The sequence below is a fragment of the Stutzerimonas kunmingensis genome, assembly GCF_900114065.1.
Lineage (GTDB): Bacteria > Pseudomonadota > Gammaproteobacteria > Pseudomonadales > Pseudomonadaceae > Stutzerimonas > Stutzerimonas kunmingensis.
Map to the genome: position 1 here is coordinate 375,937 of NZ_FORS01000002.1, position 17,596 is coordinate 393,532.

Annotated in this window: 14 protein-coding genes and 1 pseudogene; 13 read left to right on the plus strand and 2 right to left on the minus strand. The window is 59.9% G+C overall.

All coding sequences use genetic code 11. The features are described 5' to 3' along the window. Positions 1 to 5: 5 nt before the first annotated feature. On the plus strand, positions 6 to 767 hold the full coding sequence (locus BM275_RS06210; RefSeq protein ID WP_090520046.1) for a sulfite exporter TauE/SafE family protein: 762 nt from the start codon (positions 6 to 8) through the stop codon (positions 765 to 767). Between the two features lie 191 nt (positions 768 to 958). On the opposite strand, the pseudogene BM275_RS06215 reads toward BM275_RS06210, so the two are convergent. Then, positions 959 to 1,138, minus strand: a pseudogene (locus BM275_RS06215) (OsmC family protein); the annotation flags it as partial. 296 nt (positions 1,139 to 1,434) lie between these two features. Between BM275_RS06215 and nirK the strand changes: the two are divergent. The 12 genes from nirK to BM275_RS06270 all read left to right on the plus strand — a co-directional run bounded on the left by nirK (position 1,435) and on the right by BM275_RS06270 (position 16,682). Further along, the gene (gene nirK, locus BM275_RS06220; protein WP_244153861.1) at positions 1,435 to 2,814 is read left to right on the plus strand and encodes a copper-containing nitrite reductase; all 1,380 of its coding nucleotides are present in this window, start codon (positions 1,435 to 1,437) and stop codon (positions 2,812 to 2,814) included. Positions 2,815 to 2,858: 44 nt separating this feature from the next. Then, positions 2,859 to 2,984: a hypothetical protein gene (locus BM275_RS22530; protein WP_015277086.1), complete on the plus strand. Its 126-nt coding sequence runs from the start codon at positions 2,859 to 2,861 to the stop codon at positions 2,982 to 2,984. 9 nt (positions 2,985 to 2,993) lie between these two features. Beyond that, a complete protein-coding gene (locus BM275_RS06225; protein ID WP_046619363.1) occupies positions 2,994 to 3,845 on the plus strand; it encodes a c-type cytochrome in 852 nt (283 codons plus the stop codon). A gap of 45 nt (positions 3,846 to 3,890) precedes the next feature. Further along, on the plus strand, positions 3,891 to 5,258 hold the full coding sequence (locus BM275_RS06230; RefSeq protein ID WP_023446634.1) for a cbb3-type cytochrome c oxidase subunit I: 1,368 nt from the start codon (positions 3,891 to 3,893) through the stop codon (positions 5,256 to 5,258). Next, on the plus strand, positions 5,255 to 6,070 hold the full coding sequence (locus BM275_RS06235; protein ID WP_046619361.1) for a CbbQ/NirQ/NorQ/GpvN family protein: 816 nt from the start codon (positions 5,255 to 5,257) through the stop codon (positions 6,068 to 6,070). The genes BM275_RS06230 and BM275_RS06235 overlap by 4 nt, the downstream gene beginning before the upstream one ends. Before the next feature lie 3 nt (positions 6,071 to 6,073). Beyond that, the gene (locus BM275_RS06240; protein WP_090520048.1) at positions 6,074 to 8,092 is read left to right on the plus strand and encodes a nitric oxide reductase activation protein NorD; all 2,019 of its coding nucleotides are present in this window, start codon (positions 6,074 to 6,076) and stop codon (positions 8,090 to 8,092) included. Between the two features lie 178 nt (positions 8,093 to 8,270). After that, complete coding sequence (gene tig, locus BM275_RS06245; RefSeq protein WP_090520051.1) at positions 8,271 to 9,581, plus strand: trigger factor; 1,311 nt, start codon at positions 8,271 to 8,273, stop codon at positions 9,579 to 9,581. 89 nt (positions 9,582 to 9,670) lie between these two features. Beyond that, positions 9,671 to 10,309 (plus strand): ATP-dependent Clp endopeptidase proteolytic subunit ClpP, encoded by a 639-nt coding sequence (gene clpP / locus BM275_RS06250; RefSeq protein WP_014820284.1) that lies wholly within the window; start codon positions 9,671 to 9,673, stop codon positions 10,307 to 10,309. A gap of 97 nt (positions 10,310 to 10,406) precedes the next feature. After that, positions 10,407 to 11,687: an ATP-dependent Clp protease ATP-binding subunit ClpX gene (gene clpX / locus BM275_RS06255; RefSeq protein ID WP_014820283.1), complete on the plus strand. Its 1,281-nt coding sequence runs from the start codon at positions 10,407 to 10,409 to the stop codon at positions 11,685 to 11,687. A 131-nt stretch (positions 11,688 to 11,818) separates the two neighbouring features. After that, positions 11,819 to 14,215 (plus strand): endopeptidase La, encoded by a 2,397-nt coding sequence (gene lon, locus BM275_RS06260; RefSeq protein WP_090520054.1) that lies wholly within the window; start codon positions 11,819 to 11,821, stop codon positions 14,213 to 14,215. A gap of 130 nt (positions 14,216 to 14,345) precedes the next feature. Beyond that, positions 14,346 to 14,618 (plus strand): nucleoid-associated protein HU-beta, encoded by a 273-nt coding sequence (gene hupB / locus BM275_RS06265; RefSeq protein ID WP_003282502.1) that lies wholly within the window; start codon positions 14,346 to 14,348, stop codon positions 14,616 to 14,618. Between the two features lie 204 nt (positions 14,619 to 14,822). Beyond that, a complete protein-coding gene (locus tag BM275_RS06270) occupies positions 14,823 to 16,682 on the plus strand; it encodes a SurA N-terminal domain-containing protein (RefSeq protein WP_090520057.1) in 1,860 nt (619 codons plus the stop codon). Between the two features lie 95 nt (positions 16,683 to 16,777). On the opposite strand, the gene BM275_RS06275 is transcribed toward BM275_RS06270, so the two are convergent. Then, on the minus strand, positions 16,778 to 17,596 hold the full coding sequence (locus BM275_RS06275; protein WP_090520059.1) for a beta/alpha barrel domain-containing protein: 819 nt from the start codon (positions 17,594 to 17,596) through the stop codon (positions 16,778 to 16,780).

The following is a 17,596-nucleotide window of genomic DNA, read 5'->3' on the forward strand; positions in this document are numbered from 1 at the left end:
CTTTCATGGATCATTCGATCACAACGTGGGCAATTCTGCTGGTTGCCGCTTTTCTTGGCGGCGGGCTGAACGCCATTGCCGGTGGCGGTAGTTTTTTCACGTTCCCGGCATTGGTTTACGCCGGCGTGCCTGCTGTGGCGGCCAATGCCTCAGGCACGCTCGCGCTTCTACCTGGCTATTTTGCAAGTACCTGGGGCTATCGAGAGGACCTGCGCCCGCCAGCAACGCTGTCGATGGGGACGCTCGTTGCCATTAGCCTCGGCGGCAGTGCAGTAGGGGCGGGGTTGCTGCTGACCACGCCCGATGACGTATTCCGTGCGATCGTGCCTTGGCTATTGCTTATCGCGACGCTGCTGTTCGCCTTCGGGCCCTGGTTATTGCGCAGGTTCAAGCGCGATTCGACCGAAAATGAGGCGAATGCACTGGTGCAGGGTTTCACTCTGGCTGTTGTCAGCGTATACGGCGGCTACTTCAATGGCGGTCTGGGCATCGTGCTACTCGCTGCATTCAGCTTGCTCGGCCATCGAGACATCAACTCGATGCAGGGGCTCAAGAATCTGGTTTCGTCTGTACTGACCGCGATCGCCGTGTCTGTATATGCATTCGGCGGTGCGATCCTGTGGCGCGAAGCGCTGGTGATGATGCTGGCGGCGACTGTCGGCGGCTATGTCATGGCACGCGTCGGTCGCCGGCTCCCTTCGAGCTTCGTTCGGGCGGTCGTGATCATCACCGGATCTGTCATGACAGTGCTCTTTTTCCGGAGTTGAAGCAGATGATGGCGTGTGGGCGGGTCGTTCTCGCCTTCGACCGTCGTGAGGGCTGGACGTACCTGTCTTTGCCCACGAAGCACGAAATGGCACTGCATTGAGCTGATGCGCGATCAATGCAGGGCTACATGATGTCGCCAGGGACAAGACGCGGGGTGGGGCTCCGCCAACGGGTCAGAAGTCCGAAGCTATCAGCTCAGAACCAGCCGGACGTCGATGTTCCCGCGGGTTGCATTGGAGTACGGGCAAACCTGATGTGCAGCGTCGATCAGGCTTTGGGCCAGCTCCCGGTCAAGGCCTGGCAGGCTGATCTGCAGCTCGATCTCGAGGCCGAACCCGCCAGGGATCTGGCCGATACCGACGTTGGCGGTAACCGCGGGGGTAGAGGACGATCTATGACCGCCTGTCGGCAGTCTCGTCGCCAAGACTCAAGCACATTCCAATACTGGTATTAATTCCGCGCCGTATACGCTGGCTGCCATGCCTGCACCAAGCTTGACTCGAATCAATTCTTTCCCTGTCTGGGTTTAATACCAGATCAATTATTCTGCGCTTTTAATAAGCTTCTTTTGAATTGATAGGGTGCACCGCAAGTTTTTACTCCGACGGATAGTTTTCTCGTGACTAAACTGATGGTCGAGATCAACTCGGTGTTAAGAGGGTCGGCATGCGCCATTGTTCTAGAGTTCTGCTGCTCTTGTTGCTGGTTTTACCAAGTGTCCTTTGGGCGCAAGCGAAATCCAGTAGCGATGTAAGTTACCGCCCAGATGTCACGATTACACTTAGGACCGACATCGCAGATGGAAAACTCGTCTATGTCAGTGAGTCCGGCCCGACGCGTGGCGAAGTGAATCCCGAATTGCGGGTGCCCGAAGGTGCGGTGGTTCAGATCAATCTGATCAATGGCGACGGCGCAGTGCATGATATCGCCATACCTGAATTCGACGCTGCGTCCAGCGAAATTTCCGGCAAAGGCGCAGCGACCGGAATCGTGTTTCGTGCGACCAAAAGCGGGACGTTCGAGTACTACTGCACACTGCCTGGCCACAAGGCTGCGGGAATGGTCGGCAAGCTGATTGTGGGCGATGGACCGGCGGCGGTCGTCGAACAAGGCAAGGATCTGTCCAAGGATCCAACCCAGGTAGGCGAGCCGGTTGGTGACCGTGAACCGAAGAGCATCACCCTTGACCTTCGCACGACCGAGGAGGAGGGCCGCCTCGCCGACGGGAGTACCTACAAATTCTGGACGTTCGACGGCACGGTGCCCGGCCCCATGGTGCGGATACGCGAGGGCGATACCGTCACCCTTAATCTCAGTAACGAGCCTGACAGCGCCCACATCCATTCCATTGATCTGCACGCCGTGACCGGCCCGGGTGGCGGTGCGGCGGTTACCCAGGTGGCACCGGGGCAAACACGCTCCTTCACCTTCAAGGCATTGCAGCCGGGGCTATACGTCTATCACTGCGCTACGCCGATGGTTGCTCAGCACATCAGTAACGGCATGTACGGACTGATTCTGGTCGAGCCGGAGGGTGGACTGCCGAAGGTCGATCACGAGTTCTATGTAATGCAGGGTGAGCTGTACACCGCCAGCCCCAGGGGGGCGCGCGGTCTGCATGAGTTCTCGCTGGACATGCTGCTGGGTGAAACGCCGCAACACATGATGTTCAATGGCGCGACCGATGCGCTGACCAAGACTCACAAGATGGAAGTCAACGCAGGCGACAGCGTGCGCATCTTCTTCGGAGTCGGTGGCCCCAACCTGATCTCCAGCTTTCACGTCATCGGTGAAATCTTCGACAAGGTCTTCGACCAGGCTTCGCTGACCAGCCCGCCGCTGACGGATGTCCAGACGACCCTCGTGCCTGCCGGCGGAGCGACCATGGTCGAATTCGTCGCGGATTACCCGGGCAGATACATCCTCGTTGATCACGCCCTGTCGCGCGCCGAGAAAGGCCTGAGCGGTGTGCTGACGGTGAAGGGCGACGCGGATTCCTCGATCTTCTCCAGCCCCGAACCGATTGATCCGCACTCCGGGCACTGAGCGCGGTTTGCTTATACGGCAGCTAACGCTGCGAAGGAGAAAGCATGCAGGCTCGAAAGCTCTACGGCCCGTTGAAGATCCTGAGTGTGGTCGTGCTGGCGCTGATGTTCGGCGCGATGCTCTATGCATTCACGATGACGCTCATTCATTGGACAGGCATCAATGTCTGAGGGCACGCCATGAACAACCGTCAAGCGAGGCTCTTCGCGATTGCTGCAACCGGTGTGGCGACGCTCGTGTTCATCGGGCTGACGGTGGATAGCCACCGGCAGTTTCCCAAGCTGACCAATGCCGACAGCATCACGGCGGAGGTCAAGCACGGGATGGATGTCTGGCACAAATACAACTGCATCAACTGCCACACGCTGTTCGGCGAGGGCGCGTACTACGCGCCCGATCTGACGAAGATCACCCAGCATCGCGGCGAGCCGTATCTGAAGGCTTATATGCGCGATCCCTCGAAGTTCTACGACGAGAAGATCCATCGGCGTCTGATGCCGAAACAGGACCTGGCCGAAGACGAAATCAGTGACCTGATCGCCTTTCTCGACTGGGTCAGCAAGGTGGACAACCAGGGCTGGCCGCCGCGACCGATCCTGGTGACCGGCAGTTTCGTGCCGGGCGCAGACACACTGAAGACAGGCGGCGAGCAGCGCAGTGATTTACCGCCTGGTGCCCGGCCGGTGGATTCCGGGGATGACGAGCGCGCGCTGGGTGAGCAGGTTTTCCGAGGCGCAGTGCCTGCCTGCAATGCCTGCCACTCCACCGCACCCGGCGCTGATATGGCTGGCCCCACGCTCGCCGGTGTTGCAACTCGGGCGGCGGCTATCGTCGCGTCGCCCGACTACCAAGGGCAGGCGCAGGATGCGCGCGGATATATCCGCGAGTCGATCGTGTCACCCAGCGCGCACATCGTTCCCGGCGCGATGTATTCGGCAGACGGCACCTCGTTCATGCCGACCGGTTACGACGGCAGCCTGACGGATGAGCAGATCGATCAGCTGACGGCCTATCTCGAAACGCTCAAGTGACACGACGGCCAAGCCGACCCACGTTCGCTTCAAGGGGAAACTACGATGCGCTATCAGTCCCAATCGGTCGCCTACTGGTACTTCGCGGTCGCGATGGTGTTGTTCGGCCTGCAGCTGGTGTTCGGCCTGCTCTCGGCAACCAAGTACATCGGGCCGGACCCGCTGTTGTATATCCTGCCTTTCGACGTGACCAAGGTGATTCACACCAACCTGCTGATCGTCTGGGTACTGACCGGCTTCATGGGGGCGACCTACTGGATGATTCCGGAAGAGTCGCGCGCCGAGCTGCATAGCACCAAGCTGGCCTATGTACAGCTGGTGCTTTGGACGCTGATGGGCGTCACGGCGATCATCGGCTACCTGTTCCGCTACGGCACCGGCAACAAGCTGCTCGAGCAGCCGTTGCCGCACAAGATCGTCATCGTCATCTGCATGCTGATCTTCCTCTACAACATCGGCATGACGATCCGCAAAGCGGGGCGTTTCACCACGACCGAAGCTGTGTTGATGATCGGCTTTGTCAGTGCCGCACTCCTGTACTTGCCGGCGTTGCTGCATTACGAGAACTACACGGTTTCCATTTTCTATCGCTGGTGGACGATTCATCTGTGGGTCGAAGGCGTCTGGATGATGATCATGGGCGGCTTCCTGGCCTACCTGCTGATCCGCTTGTCCGGTGCGGATCGGGAAGTCATGGAGAAATGGCTGTACGTGATCGTCGGCCTGGTGTTTCTCGCCGGCATCCTCGGCACGGCGCACCACTATTACTGGGTCGGCGTACCCACTTACTGGCTGCCGATTGGCGGGTTTTTCAGCGCGCTTGAGCCGCTCGCGCTCGTCGGCATGGCCGCCTATGCCTACGGCGCCATGCGCCGCTCGGGGCTGGCGCACCCGAATACGCTGGCGTTGCACTGGACGATCGGCAGTGCACTGTTCTCGCTGTTCGGTGCCGGGCTACTGGGCTTGGCTCATACCTGGCCGAGCGTCAACAAATGGACCCATGGCACGCTAATCACCGCGATGCACGGCCATGCCGCGTTCTACGGTGCCTACGCAATGATCGTCATGGCGATGATCAGCTATGCCTTGCCATCACTGACTGCCGGACGACGGGAGCAGGGCACGGCGCTGGGCTACTGGGCGTTCTGGCTGCAAATCACCGGCATGTTCGGCATGACGCTGTCGTTTGCCACAGCAGGCATTGCGCAGGTCTATCTGGAGCGAATCATGGGCATGGGCTATCTGGATGCACAGCTGAAGATTCAGATCCATTTCGTGATGCTCATTGCCACCGCGTCGCTGTTCACCGTGGGCGTTGCCCTGTTCATCTACGACTTCTTCCGCTACACGCCACGCTTCGTCCTAGATGATACGGAGCCGGTGCTTGCAGAGAGGGAGGTACACCCGACGTGACGTTGCCCGAATACCCGCCACTGGCGAAAGCAAGTGAGGGGGAGCCGTTCTACGTACCGTGCGGCAATGAAGTCGCGATGTTCGAGCGCTGCCATGCGCGTGGCTTGGCAGTCATGCTCAAAGGGCCGACCGGCTGTGGCAAGACCCGCTTCGTCGAACATATGGCCTGGAAACTGGACCGGCCACTGATCACGGTGGCTTGCCACGATGATCTGTCGGCCAGCGACCTGATCGGGCGTTTCCTTATTCGCCATGACGGTACCGTCTGGCAGGATGGCCCTCTCACCCGCGCCGTGCGTGAGGGGGCCATCTGCTATCTGGATGAAGTCGTCGAGGCGCGCCAGGACACCGTGGTCGTCCTGCATGCCTTGACCGATCACCGGCGCCTGCTGCCAATCGACAAGACCGGTGAGTTGCTGATGGCTGCGCCGGGCTTCCAGTTGGTGATCTCCTACAACCCGGGCTACCAGCGCATGCTCAAGGATCTCAAACCGAGCACCCGCCAGCGCTTCGTGGCCATGGACCTGGATTTCCCGGGCGAAAATGCGGAGGCGAAGATCGTCGAGCGCGAGAGTGGTGTCGACGCACCGACTTCGCGTGCCCTAGTCACGCTGGCCCGCAGGCTGCGAGCGCTGCGGGACCGCGGCCTGGCCGAGGTGCCGAGTACTCGTCTGCTGATCGCCGCGGGTGCACTCTGCGTCGATGGCATACCCGTTCGGGAAGCGTGCCTGGCGGCAATCGTCTCGCCACTTTCGGACGACGAATCCTTGGTCGGAGCGATGCGCGATCTGGTCGACGGAACCTTCATCTAGACCATGGCCGAAGCCGAGGAGGTTCTTACCGACGCTGCGCGGCATGCCACGGTCTTCGCCCAGCGCCTCTGGCGTCGCTACAGTCCCGCGCCGGACGCACCGGCAAGTCTATCGCTGAGCGAGGTGGCGGAGCGTCTGGAACTGCTGCTGTCGGCGGTGTTCGGCAACAGCTATCGGCTGCGCATCGCCCAGCCGCCGGCGCGACCGACCTTGCTGGGCAACTGGTTCGGCCGCACGCCCAGGCCGCAGCGATTGGCGGCAGTACCGGCAACCGATGGCACAAGCATCTGGCTTCCTCGCTCGTTGGATATCCCTGATCGAGCACTGGCGGCGAATCTCTACAAAGTGATGGCCTTGCAGCAGGCAATGCGCATCCGCCGCGGTAGTGCACTGAGCCTCTGGCGCAGCCTCCCGCCACTTGCCGGGGCGTTGTACCACCTACTTGAAGTCCAAGCGGCCGAGCGTGAAATGCTGGAGGAAATGCCAGGGTTTGCTGAATCGGTGCGGGCATTGCGGGCCTGCGCATTCACGCGTCGTCCACCGCTGAGTGCATTCGGTGCGGCACGACGCCCTCTGGAGGCTCGCGTGCGTGCATTGCTGGTTGGCGAAGCTGATTGTGTTCCGCAGTCACCTACGCCTGAAGCGTCGTGCGAGCTGGCCGTGCGATTGTTGGCTGAATGGGGGCTGGAACCTGCCTCTGGAGAACGCATCGGTCAGGAGCCGCTCTTCGCTGATTGGTGGACCGGCATGCTGTTGGCACCTTCGCCGCACCATCAACACTCCGCCGGCGCTCAGAGTCAGTTCGACCCCACTCAGGCAGTGCCGCAGAGCGTGCGCCTCGAACGACGCCCCGACATTCGCCAGGCGCGCCCCGATGAGGATGAATCGGAGGAAAGCGGACCGCTGATGATCCAGCTGGACGAGCCACATCCCCACGCTGAGGACCCGATGGGCTTGCAGCGGCCCATCGATCGGGACGATGCGGATGCGGAGCTGTTCGGTGAAATGCTCGGCGATCTTCCTCAGGCGCGTTTGGTGGCGTCACCAGGGCGACCCAAAGAGGTGTTGCTGGCTGATGATCCTCCGGATGCCTCTGCTATCGCGCTTGCGCCCGGCGTTTCGGTTCTGCAGCGAGGCATCGCCTATCCCGAATGGGACTACCGCAGGCAGCATTACCGCGAGCAGAACGCCCTCGTGCAGGTACGCACGGCCCCGCCGGGTAATCCAGTCTGGGTAGCGGAAACGCTCGAGTCCCATCAGGGATTGCTCGAGGGGATTCGCCGCCGCTTCGAATTGCTGCGCACCCACCGGGCCTGGTTGCGCGGTCAGGTCGATGGCGATGAGCTGGACCTGGATGCCTATGTGGATGCGGTTGCGAATCTGCGGGCTGGCAGCGGGCTGACCGATCGTCTGTACCGCACGCAGCGTTGCGCGGAGCGGAACCTGGCCATCCTGCTGCTCATCGATGTCAGCGGATCGACGGACAGCTGGATATCCCAGGGGCGACGCGTGATAGACGTCGAGCGCGAAGCCTTGTTGCTGGTCAGCATCGCGCTGCAGAGCCTGGGTGCGCCCTATGCGATTCAGGCATTCTCAGGGCAGGGCAGGGAAGCGGTGGTGGTCCGCGATATCAAAACCTTCGAGGAGGCTTATGGCCAGGAGGTAGCGCTACGCATAGCGTCGTTGGAGCCGGAGCATTACACCCGCTGCGGCGCGGCGATCCGTCACGCCAGCGCCAATCTCATGTGCCAGCCGGCGGCCCGTCGACTGCTGCTGGTGTTGTCCGATGGAAAGCCTAGCGACAACGATGACTACGAAGGGCGATACGGAGTCGAGGACACCCGCCAGGCGGTTCTGGAAGCCGTGCTGCAAGGTATATCGCCGTTCTGCCTGACCATCGACCGGCAGGCCAGCGCCTACCTGCCGCGCATATTTGGCGCAACCCGTTATGCACTGTTACCACGCCCTGAGCTCCTGCCTACCGTTCTACTCGACTGGATGAAGCGTCTGGTGCAGGGATAGTTGGCCAGCATATGTCCTCGATTTTCGGCTGGGCTGACGTAAGTAGTGATTCGCCGGGCGCGGCTCGGCTTTTGCTCGGCGCGACGGGCAGGGTGACTTATGTCAATCGAGCCACTAGAATGCTTGCCCATTCTGGGGCCGGAACGCCCGGCTTATGTCTGTGCAACGAGGAAAATCCATGCAAGTTTCTGTTGAAAGCACCTCCGCTCTTGAGCGCCGCATGACCATCGGCGTGCCGGTCGAGCGCATCGAGACCGAAGTCAACAAGCGTCTGCAACAGACCGCCAGCCGTGCCAAGATCCCTGGTTTCCGTCCCGGCAAAGTGCCGATGAGCGTGATCCGTCAGCGTTACGAAGAAGCCGCCCGTCAGGAAGCGCTGGGCGATCTGATCCAGTCGACATTCTATGAAGCCGTCGTTGCCGAGAAGCTGAACCCGGCCGGCGCGCCGTCCGTCGAGCCGAAAGTGTTCGAAAAGGGCAAGGATCTGGAATACGTCGCCACCTTCGAAGTGTTCCCCGAGTTCGAAGTGGCCGGTTTCGAGGCCATCGAGATCGAGCGCCTGCAGGCCGAAGTCGCCGATGCCGACGTCGACAACATGCTGGAAATCCTGCGCAAGCAGAACACCCGTTTCGAGAACGTCGAGCGCGCTGCCGAGAGCGGCGACCAGCTGACCATCGATTTCGTCGGCAAGATTGACGGTGAGACCTTCACTGGCGGTTCGGCCAAGGGCACTCAGCTGGTGCTGGGCTCCGGTCGCATGATTCCTGGTTTCGAAGACGCGCTCGTTGGCGCCAAGGCCGGCGAAGAGCTCGTGATCAACCCGACCTTCCCCGAGGACTATCAGAACCTCGACCTGGCCGGCAAGACTGCCGAGTTCACCGTCACCGTGAATGCCGTCGCCGCTCCGCAACTGCCCGAGCTGAATGACGAATTCTTCGCCCAGTTCGGCGTGCAGGAAGGTGGCGTCGAAGGCTTCCGTGCTGAAGTGAAAAAGAACATGGAGCGCGAGCTGCGTCAGGCCATCAAGACCAAGGTGAAGAATCAGGTCATGGAAGGGCTGGTCGCTGGCAACCCGATCGAGGTGCCCAAGGCGCTGATCGACAATGAAGTGAACCGTCTGCGCGTGCAGGCCGTTCAGCAGTTTGGCGGCAACATCAAGCCCGAGCAGCTGCCGGCCGACCTTTTCCAGGAGCAGGCCAAGCGCCGCGTTGTTCTGGGTCTGATCGTGGCCGAAGTGGTCAAGCAGAAGGAGCTCAAGCCTGATGAGGCTCGCGTTCGCGAGCTGATCGAGGAAATGGCCTCGGCCTACCAGGAGCCGGAGCAGGTCGTCGCCTGGTACTACAAGAACGCCGAGCAGTTGAACGAAGTTCGCTCGGTTGTGCTCGAAGAGCAAGTTGTAGATACTGTCCTGCAGCAGGCTAAAGTGACCGATAAGTCGGTCTCCTACGAAGAAGCTGTCAAGCCTGCGGAAGCCCCGCAAGCAGCCTGATTTCTTCATATATTCGAGTGCACAAACATAAGCCAGCCTCGTGCTGGCTTATGTCTTTTGAGGCATGACATAGGGAGTATCGTTGGAACATGTCCCGCAATCCTTTTATGCAAGCTCCGGACATTCAGGCCGCCGGTGGTCTGGTCCCGATGGTGATCGAGCAGTCCGCTCGCGGCGAGCGCGCCTATGACATTTATTCCCGACTCCTCAAGGAGCGGGTGATTTTCATGGTCGGCCAGGTCGAAGACTACATGGCCAACCTGATCGTCGCGCAGATGCTGTTCCTCGAGGCCGAAAACCCCGAGAAAGACATTCACCTGTACATCAACTCCCCGGGCGGCTCGGTGACCGCAGGCATGTCGATTTACGACACCATGCAGTTCATCAAGCCGGATGTGTCGACCATCTGCATCGGCCAGGCCTGTTCCATGGGGGCTCTGTTGTTGACCGGTGGCACCGCGGGCAAGCGTTACTGCCTGCCGCATTCGCGGATGATGATCCACCAGCCGCTGGGCGGCTTCCAGGGTCAGGCTTCGGATATCGAGATCCACGCACGTGAGATTCTGACCATCCGCGAGCGCCTGAACAAAGTACTGGCTCACCATACCGGTCAGCCGATGGAAGTGATTGCCCGCGATACCGACCGCGATAACTTCATGAGCGGTGAAGACGCCGTCAAGTACGGCTTGATCGACCAGGTTCTGACCCAGCGCCAACTGGCGGTCTGATCCCTGCAGCCTGCGATATGTGGCTGCTCCGTGGGCTTGAAAAAGCCCACGATTGCCTTCATCTTGTGTTTCAAGCCTTCCCGATTGGATCGATCGAATGACTGACACCCGCAACGGCGAGGACTCCGGCAAACTGCTCTATTGCTCTTTTTGCGGCAAAAGCCAGCATGAAGTACGCAAGTTGATCGCCGGGCCCTCCGTTTTCATCTGCGACGAGTGCGTCGACCTGTGCAACGACATCATCCGCGAGGAGGTGCAGGAAGCGCAGACCGAGAGCAACGCGCACAAACTGCCTGCGCCGAAGGAGATCAGCGGCATTCTCGACCAGTACGTCATTGGTCAGGAGCGCGCCAAGAAGATCCTGGCGGTGGCCGTTTACAACCACTACAAGCGCTTGAACCAACGCGACAAGAAAGAAGAAGTCGAGTTGGGCAAGAGCAACATTCTGCTGATCGGTCCAACCGGCTCGGGCAAGACGTTGCTGGCCGAAACGCTGGCACGCCTGCTCAATGTGCCCTTCACCATCGCCGACGCCACTACCCTCACCGAGGCGGGCTATGTGGGCGAGGATGTCGAGAACATTATCCAGAAGCTTTTGCAGAAGTGCGATTACGACGTTGAGAAGGCCCAGATGGGCATCGTCTACATCGACGAAATCGACAAGATATCCCGCAAATCCGATAACCCGTCGATTACTCGGGACGTATCCGGTGAAGGCGTGCAGCAGGCACTGCTGAAGCTGATCGAGGGCACCGTTGCGTCCGTCCCGCCACAGGGTGGTCGCAAGCATCCGCAGCAGGAATTCCTGCAGGTGGATACGCGCAACATCCTGTTCATCTGCGGTGGTGCGTTTGCCGGTTTGGAGAAGGTCATCCAGGGTCGTTCAACTCAGGGTGGTATCGGCTTCAATGCCGAGGTTCGCAGTAAGGACCCGGGCAAGAAGATCGGCGAGGCGTTGCGTGCCGTGGAGCCTGATGATCTGGTTAAGTTCGGCCTGATTCCTGAGTTCGTTGGCCGTCTGCCGGTGATCGCGACGCTCGATGAACTCGATGAGGCTGCGCTGATCCAGATTCTGACCGAGCCGAAGAATGCGTTGACCAAGCAGTACGCCAAGCTCTTCGAACTCGAAGGCGTGGATCTGGAGTTCCGCCCGGATGCACTCAAGGCAGTCGCTTCGCGCGCTCTTGAGCGCAAGACCGGCGCACGTGGTCTGCGTTCGATTCTTGAAGGTGTGTTGCTCGACACGATGTACGAGATTCCTTCGCAGAAGGAGGTCAGCAAGGTTGTCATCGATGAAAGCGTGATCGAAGGCACATCTCAGCCGTTGCTGATTTACGAGAACACCGAGCCGCCAGCCAAGGCGGCGCCTGAGGCGTAATCGAACAAAGGGGCCTGCGGGCCCCTTTGCATTTGGTCCGCCGCCTTGTTTTTTACGGTGTGTGCCCTCATCTTTGTTGCAAGGGCATCGCCCATCCGTTTACCGCCGAATGGCCGCCGTAGAGCTGAATTATGAAGACAACCATCGAATTGCCCCTTTTGCCGCTGCGCGATGTGGTGGTTTACCCGCACATGGTGATCCCGCTTTTCGTTGGCCGTGAAAAATCCATCGAAGCACTCGAATCCGCCATGGCCGGCGATAAGCAGATCCTCTTGCTGGCGCAGAAGAACCCCGCTGATGACGATCCAGGTGAAGATGCGCTGTACCGTGTTGGCACGGTGGCGACCGTGCTGCAGCTTCTCAAGCTGCCAGACGGAACCGTCAAGGTACTGGTCGAGGGCGAGCAACGTGGTGTGATCGAGCGCTTCGTCGAGGTGGATCACCACTGCCGCGCCGAAGTTTCCTTGATCGAAGAAGCTGAGGTCGACGCGCGCGAATCCGAAGTATTCACGCGCAGCCTGCTCAGCCAGTTCGAACAGTACGTGCAGCTGGGCAAGAAGGTTCCCGCCGAGGTTCTTTCCTCGCTGAGCAGCATCGATGAGCCCGCGCGTCTGGTCGATACCATGGCTGCGCATATGGCGCTGAAGATCGAACAGAAGCAGCAGATTCTCGAAATCACCGACCTCCCGGCGCGCGTCGAACACGTACTTGCGCTGCTTGATGCCGAGATCGATCTGCTGCAGGTCGAAAAGCGCATTCGCGGTCGCGTGAAGAAGCAGATGGAGCGCAGCCAGCGCGAGTACTACTTGAATGAGCAGATGAAGGCCATTCAGAAGGAGCTCGGCGATATCGACGAGGGCCACAACGAAGTCGACGAGCTGAAGAAGCGCATCGAGAACGCCGGCCTCAGCAAAGACGCCTACACCAAGGCCAACGCCGAACTCAACAAGCTCAAGCAGATGTCTCCGATGTCGGCCGAGGCGACAGTGGTTCGTACCTATATCGATTGGCTGGTAAATGTGCCGTGGAAGGCTGCCAGCAAGGTGCGCCTGGATCTGGCGAAGGCTGAAGAGGTACTGGATGCCGATCATTACGGCCTAGAAGAGGTCAAGGATCGTATCCTTGAGTATCTTGCCGTCCAGAAGCGCGTGAAGAAGCTCAAGGGGCCGGTGCTGTGCTTGGTAGGCCCGCCGGGCGTGGGTAAGACCTCGCTGGCCGAGTCCATTGCACGCTCGACCAATCGCAAGTTTGTACGCATGGCACTGGGCGGCGTACGGGACGAGGCCGAGATTCGAGGTCACCGCCGTACTTACATCGGCTCTATGCCCGGTCGTTTGATTCAGAAGATGACCAAGGTAGGGGTTCGCAACCCCCTGTTCCTGCTCGACGAGATCGACAAGATGGGCAGCGACATGCGAGGTGATCCGGCGTCGGCTCTGCTGGAAGTGCTCGACCCCGAACAGAACCACAATTTCAACGATCACTACCTTGAGGTCGACTACGATCTTTCGGACGTGATGTTCCTCTGCACCGCCAACTCAATGAATATTCCTGCGCCGCTGCTCGACCGTATGGAGGTCATCCGGCTGCCGGGCTACACCGAGGACGAGAAGGTCAACATCGCCATTCGTTACCTGGCGCCCAAGCAGATCGAGGCCAACGGCCTGAAGAAAACCGAGTTGGAGTTTCAGGAGGCGGCGATTCGCGACATCATCCGCTACTACACCCGCGAGGCGGGTGTGCGCAGCCTGGAGCGCCAGCTGGCCAAGGTATGCCGCAAGGTCGTGAAGGAGCATGCCGCAGAGAAGCGTTTCCACGTTGTGGTGGATGCGGACTCGCTGGAGCACTTCTTGGGCGTGCGCAAGTTCCGCTATGGCCTTGCTGAGCAGCAGGACCAAGTAGGGCAGGTGACGGGTCTGGCGTGGACCCAGGTTGGTGGCGAACTGCTGACCATTGAGGCTGCTGTGGTGCCCGGAAAGGGGCGCCTGACCAAGACCGGCTCGCTGGGCGAGGTCATGGGCGAATCGATCACCGCGGCTCTTACAGTGGTTCGTAGCCGTGCCGCGAGCCTGGGCATGGCGGCTGATTTCCACGAGAAGCAGGACATTCACATCCACGTGCCCGAAGGTGCGACTCCGAAAGACGGCCCGAGCGCCGGTATCGGCATGTGCACTGCACTGGTTTCCGCGCTGACTCAAATTCCGGTGCGCGCAGATGTCGCAATGACCGGCGAAATAACATTGCGCGGGCAAGTGCTTGCAATTGGCGGATTGAAGGAAAAACTTCTGGCTGCTCATCGGGGTGGGATCAAGACGGTGATCATTCCGGAAGAAAATCAGCGTGATCTGAAAGAGATTCCTGAAAATATTAAGCAAGACCTGCAGATTAAACCGGTGAAGTGGATTGACGAGGTCCTGCAAATTGCGCTGCAATACGCGCCGGAGCCCTTGCCCGATGCGGCTCCCGAGATTGTTGCAAAGGACGACAAGCGCGAGCCTGATTCCAAGGAGCGAATCAGCACGCATTAGTCTGGAAGGCCACGTTGACACACTTCAGGCGCCCTTGTTTAATCGGCCTCTTGTGTCATAGCCATCTAGCACCGCTTTGCTTACACCCGAAAATTAAAGATACGACTCAACAGAAATAAGGGGACTTAGAGTGAACAAGTCGGAACTGATCGATGCCATCGCTGCATCTGCTGATATCCCAAAAGCTGTTGCTGGCCGCGCGCTGGATGCAGTGATCGAATCCGTCACCGGTGCCCTGAAGGCTGGTGACTCCGTGGTACTGGTTGGTTTCGGTACTTTCGCTGTCAAGGAGCGCGCTGCGCGCACTGGTCGCAACCCGCAGACTGGCAAGCCGATCAACATCGCTGCTGCCAAGATCCCGGGCTTCAAAGCTGGCAAGGCTCTGAAAGACGCTGTCAACTAAGCGTCTTTCTACCCGGCCAGTCAGCTCGCGCTGCACTGGCACGGGGCGGTTGTCGAGCAGGCCTGGCCTGCTGCAATCTGGCTTGGGGAATAAGCCCAACCGCTCCAAAAGCTCCGAGAAGGCGCATCCCTGGATGCGCCTTTCTTTTATCCGGTTTCCACCCGCGTTGCGCATCCGATCGCGCCGCAGACTCCTGGGGGTCGCATGCTTCAGAACATCAGGGACAATTCGCAAGGCTGGATAGCCAAAACCATCATCGGCATCATCGTAATGCTGCTGGCGTTGACTGGCTTCGAGGCTATCTTCAATGCCGCGAGCAACAACCAGAATGCCGCGGAGGTCAACGGCGAGGAGATTTCCCGTTACGACCTTGACCAGGCAATGAACATGCAGCGGCGCCAGCTCGCGCAACAGCTTGGCCAGGATTTCGATGCTTCGTTGCTGGATGATCGTCTGCTTCGTGATTCCGCGCTCGGTTCGCTGATTGATCGCATGTTGCTGTTGCAGAGTGCCAAGAACGCCAATTTCGCCTTCTCCAGCGAAGCACTCGACCAGCTGATTCTGCAAACCCCCGAATTTCAGGTTGACGGCGCTTTCAGCGCTGCACGTTTCGATCAGGTCATCCAGCAGATGGGCTATTCCCGTCTCCAGTTCCGCCAACTGCTCGAGCAGGAAATGCTCATCGGACAGCTGCGGGCCGGCATCTCCGGAACCGGGTTCGTTACCGATCAGCAGGTTGATAACTTCGCGCGTCTCGAAATGCAGACCCGCGACTTCGCCACTCTCACCCTGCCTGCTCAGCAGGAGGCAATTGAGGTCGGTGACGAACAGATCAAGGAATACTACGAGGCAAACGCTGACCGTTTCCGTACACCTGAGCAGGTCATCGTCGAGTATGTCGAGTTGAAGAAAGATTCATTCTTCGATCAGGTCGAAGTGTCTGACGAGGAGCTGCAGGAGCTTTATCAGAAGCAGATCGCCAATCTGGCCGAGCAGCGTCGCGCTGCGCATATCCTCATCGAGACCGGCGGTGAGCTGAGCGACGACGAAGCCAAAGCCAAGATCGATGAAATTGCTACCCGGGTGAAGAACGGTGACGACTTCGCTGCAGTCGCCAAGGAAGCCTCTCAGGATCCAGGTTCTGCGAACGAGGGTGGTGATCTTGGATTCTCCGGACCGGGCGTATATGACCCGGCATTCGAAGATGCACTCTATGCCTTGAATGAGGGCGAGGTCTCGGCACCGGTCAAATCCGAATTCGGCTGGCACATCATCAAGCTGCTGGGTGTTCAGTCGCCGGAGGTTCCTGCCTTCGAGAGCTTGAAGCCCCAGCTGGTACGCGAGCTCAAGGCGCAGCAGGTTGAGCAGCGCTTCGTCGAGAGCAGCAAGCAGCTGGAAGATTCGGCATTCGAAGCATCCGACCTGGCCCAGCCCGCTCAGGAGCTCGGCTTGATGGTGCAGACCACAGAAGCCTTCGGGCGTGACGGTGGCGAAGGCATCACGGCCAATCGTCAGGTGATCCAGGCTGCTTTCAGCGACGAAGTACTCGTGGATGGCGCCAACAGCAGCGTCATCGAGCTCGATCCCGATACCTCCATTACACTGCGCGTGAAGGAACACCTGAAGCCTGCGGCTATCCCGCTTGCGGATGTGCGTGAGGATATCGTTCAGCAGCTTCAGCGCAGCCTGGCTGCCGAAGCGGCACGCGCCAAGGGCGAACAGTTGTTGGCGGACCTGCGTAAAGGGCAGCAGCCTGATGACGCCCAATGGCAGGCCGTAGAGGCTGCCACGCGCAGCCAGGAAGGCGTTGCACCAGCCCTATTGCAGGCGGTATTCCGCATGCCGCGTCCGGAACAGCAGGATAAGCCGAGCTATTCCGGCGTGGCGCTGAGCAACGGCGATTACGCGGTTGTACGCCTGAACGGCGTCAATGAGCCGGAAGCGGCGCTGACCGATGAAGAGAAGCTGAATTATCGACGCTTCCTTGCATCTCGCGTCGGCCAGCAGGACTTCGCAGCGTTTCGGCAGAAGCTGCAGGCTGAGGCGGAAATCGAAAGATTCTGACTGCCAACTGACAGACGAAACCACTCGGTTTCGTCTGTCAAACAGAGAGGACGCCCCGACTGGTTCGGGGCGTTTTCGTTTGAAGCTGTTGAGTGTCAGCGGAGCAGTTTGCGCCCCAGCCAAGGCCCTTGGCGGAGCAATGCCGCGTGAACCTGCACCAGTTCGGCGCCTGCACGCATGCGTGCCTGCAGATGGCTTGCGGTCTGGATGCCGCCAACCGAAAGCAAAGCCATGTTATTTCCGCAGAATTGACGCAGGTGCTCGATCTGTTCGCAGGCTTGCGCCTGTCGTTGTGGGTCTTGCCAGGCCAGATAACGTTCGCGCGTCGCCGGTGGCCCAGGGTCATGGGCAGCGAGCAGTCCGTCGAATCCAAGCTCAAGTAGCAGCCCGGCAAGCGAGAAGGGAATCTGCTCAGGAAGGCAGCGCAGCTTGGCTATCAGCGGAACCCAACGCTTACCTTTCAGATTAAGCTGATGCTGTTCTTCACGAAGCGCGGTCAGCAGGTTGTGCAACCGTGCGCCCTGATGAAGCAGCGGGGCGCTGGACGGGCCGATCAGGTTCAACACGAGATAGTCGGCATGCCGCCAGGCACCGCGTAGCAACGCGCAGGTCTCGGCGGTGGAGCATCTGGCGTCCATGGTCAGATTCACGCCTAGGCGTGCATCGCCTGGCGGGATTGGCTGCAGCCGGGCGAGCGGAGCCGCTGTCAGGCTGCCGATCTCGTTGAAGCCGAATCCCAGCGGCGCGACACGCCGTCCCAGTGCACCGTGGCGGTCGAAGCCCGCCGCAATACCCAACGGCGTCGGGAATTCCAGCCCCATTACCGTGACCGGGTGGCGCGGCTCCGCGCTCAGGCGGCACGCGACGCTGGTGAGATTGAGAGCGATACGATCGCGCAGCGCTTGCCAAACCAT

Bases quoted from the DNA above. Each gene is read 5' to 3' on its own strand.
- BM275_RS06270 (WP_090520057.1), top strand. From the start codon at position 14,823: ATGCTTCAGAACATCAGGGACAATTCGCAAGGCTGGATAGCCAAAACC.
- BM275_RS06225 (WP_046619363.1), top strand. From the start codon at position 2,994: ATGAACAACCGTCAAGCGAGGCTCTTCGCGATTGCTGCAACCGGTGTG.
- tig (WP_090520051.1), top strand. From the start codon at position 8,271: ATGCAAGTTTCTGTTGAAAGCACCTCCGCTCTTGAGCGCCGCATGACC.
- BM275_RS06210 (WP_090520046.1), top strand. From the start codon at position 6: ATGGATCATTCGATCACAACGTGGGCAATTCTGCTGGTTGCCGCTTTT.
- nirK (WP_244153861.1), top strand. From the start codon at position 1,435: ATGCGCCATTGTTCTAGAGTTCTGCTGCTCTTGTTGCTGGTTTTACCA.
- BM275_RS22530 (WP_015277086.1), top strand. From the start codon at position 2,859: ATGCAGGCTCGAAAGCTCTACGGCCCGTTGAAGATCCTGAGTGTGGTC.
- BM275_RS06275 (WP_090520059.1), bottom strand. From the start codon at position 17,596: ATGGTTTGGCAAGCGCTGCGCGATCGTATCGCTCTCAATCTCACCAGC.
- clpX (WP_014820283.1), top strand. From the start codon at position 10,407: ATGACTGACACCCGCAACGGCGAGGACTCCGGCAAACTGCTCTATTGC.
- BM275_RS06230 (WP_023446634.1), top strand. From the start codon at position 3,891: ATGCGCTATCAGTCCCAATCGGTCGCCTACTGGTACTTCGCGGTCGCG.
- lon (WP_090520054.1), top strand. From the start codon at position 11,819: ATGAAGACAACCATCGAATTGCCCCTTTTGCCGCTGCGCGATGTGGTG.
- BM275_RS06240 (WP_090520048.1), top strand. From the start codon at position 6,074: ATGGCCGAAGCCGAGGAGGTTCTTACCGACGCTGCGCGGCATGCCACG.
- clpP (WP_014820284.1), top strand. From the start codon at position 9,671: ATGTCCCGCAATCCTTTTATGCAAGCTCCGGACATTCAGGCCGCCGGT.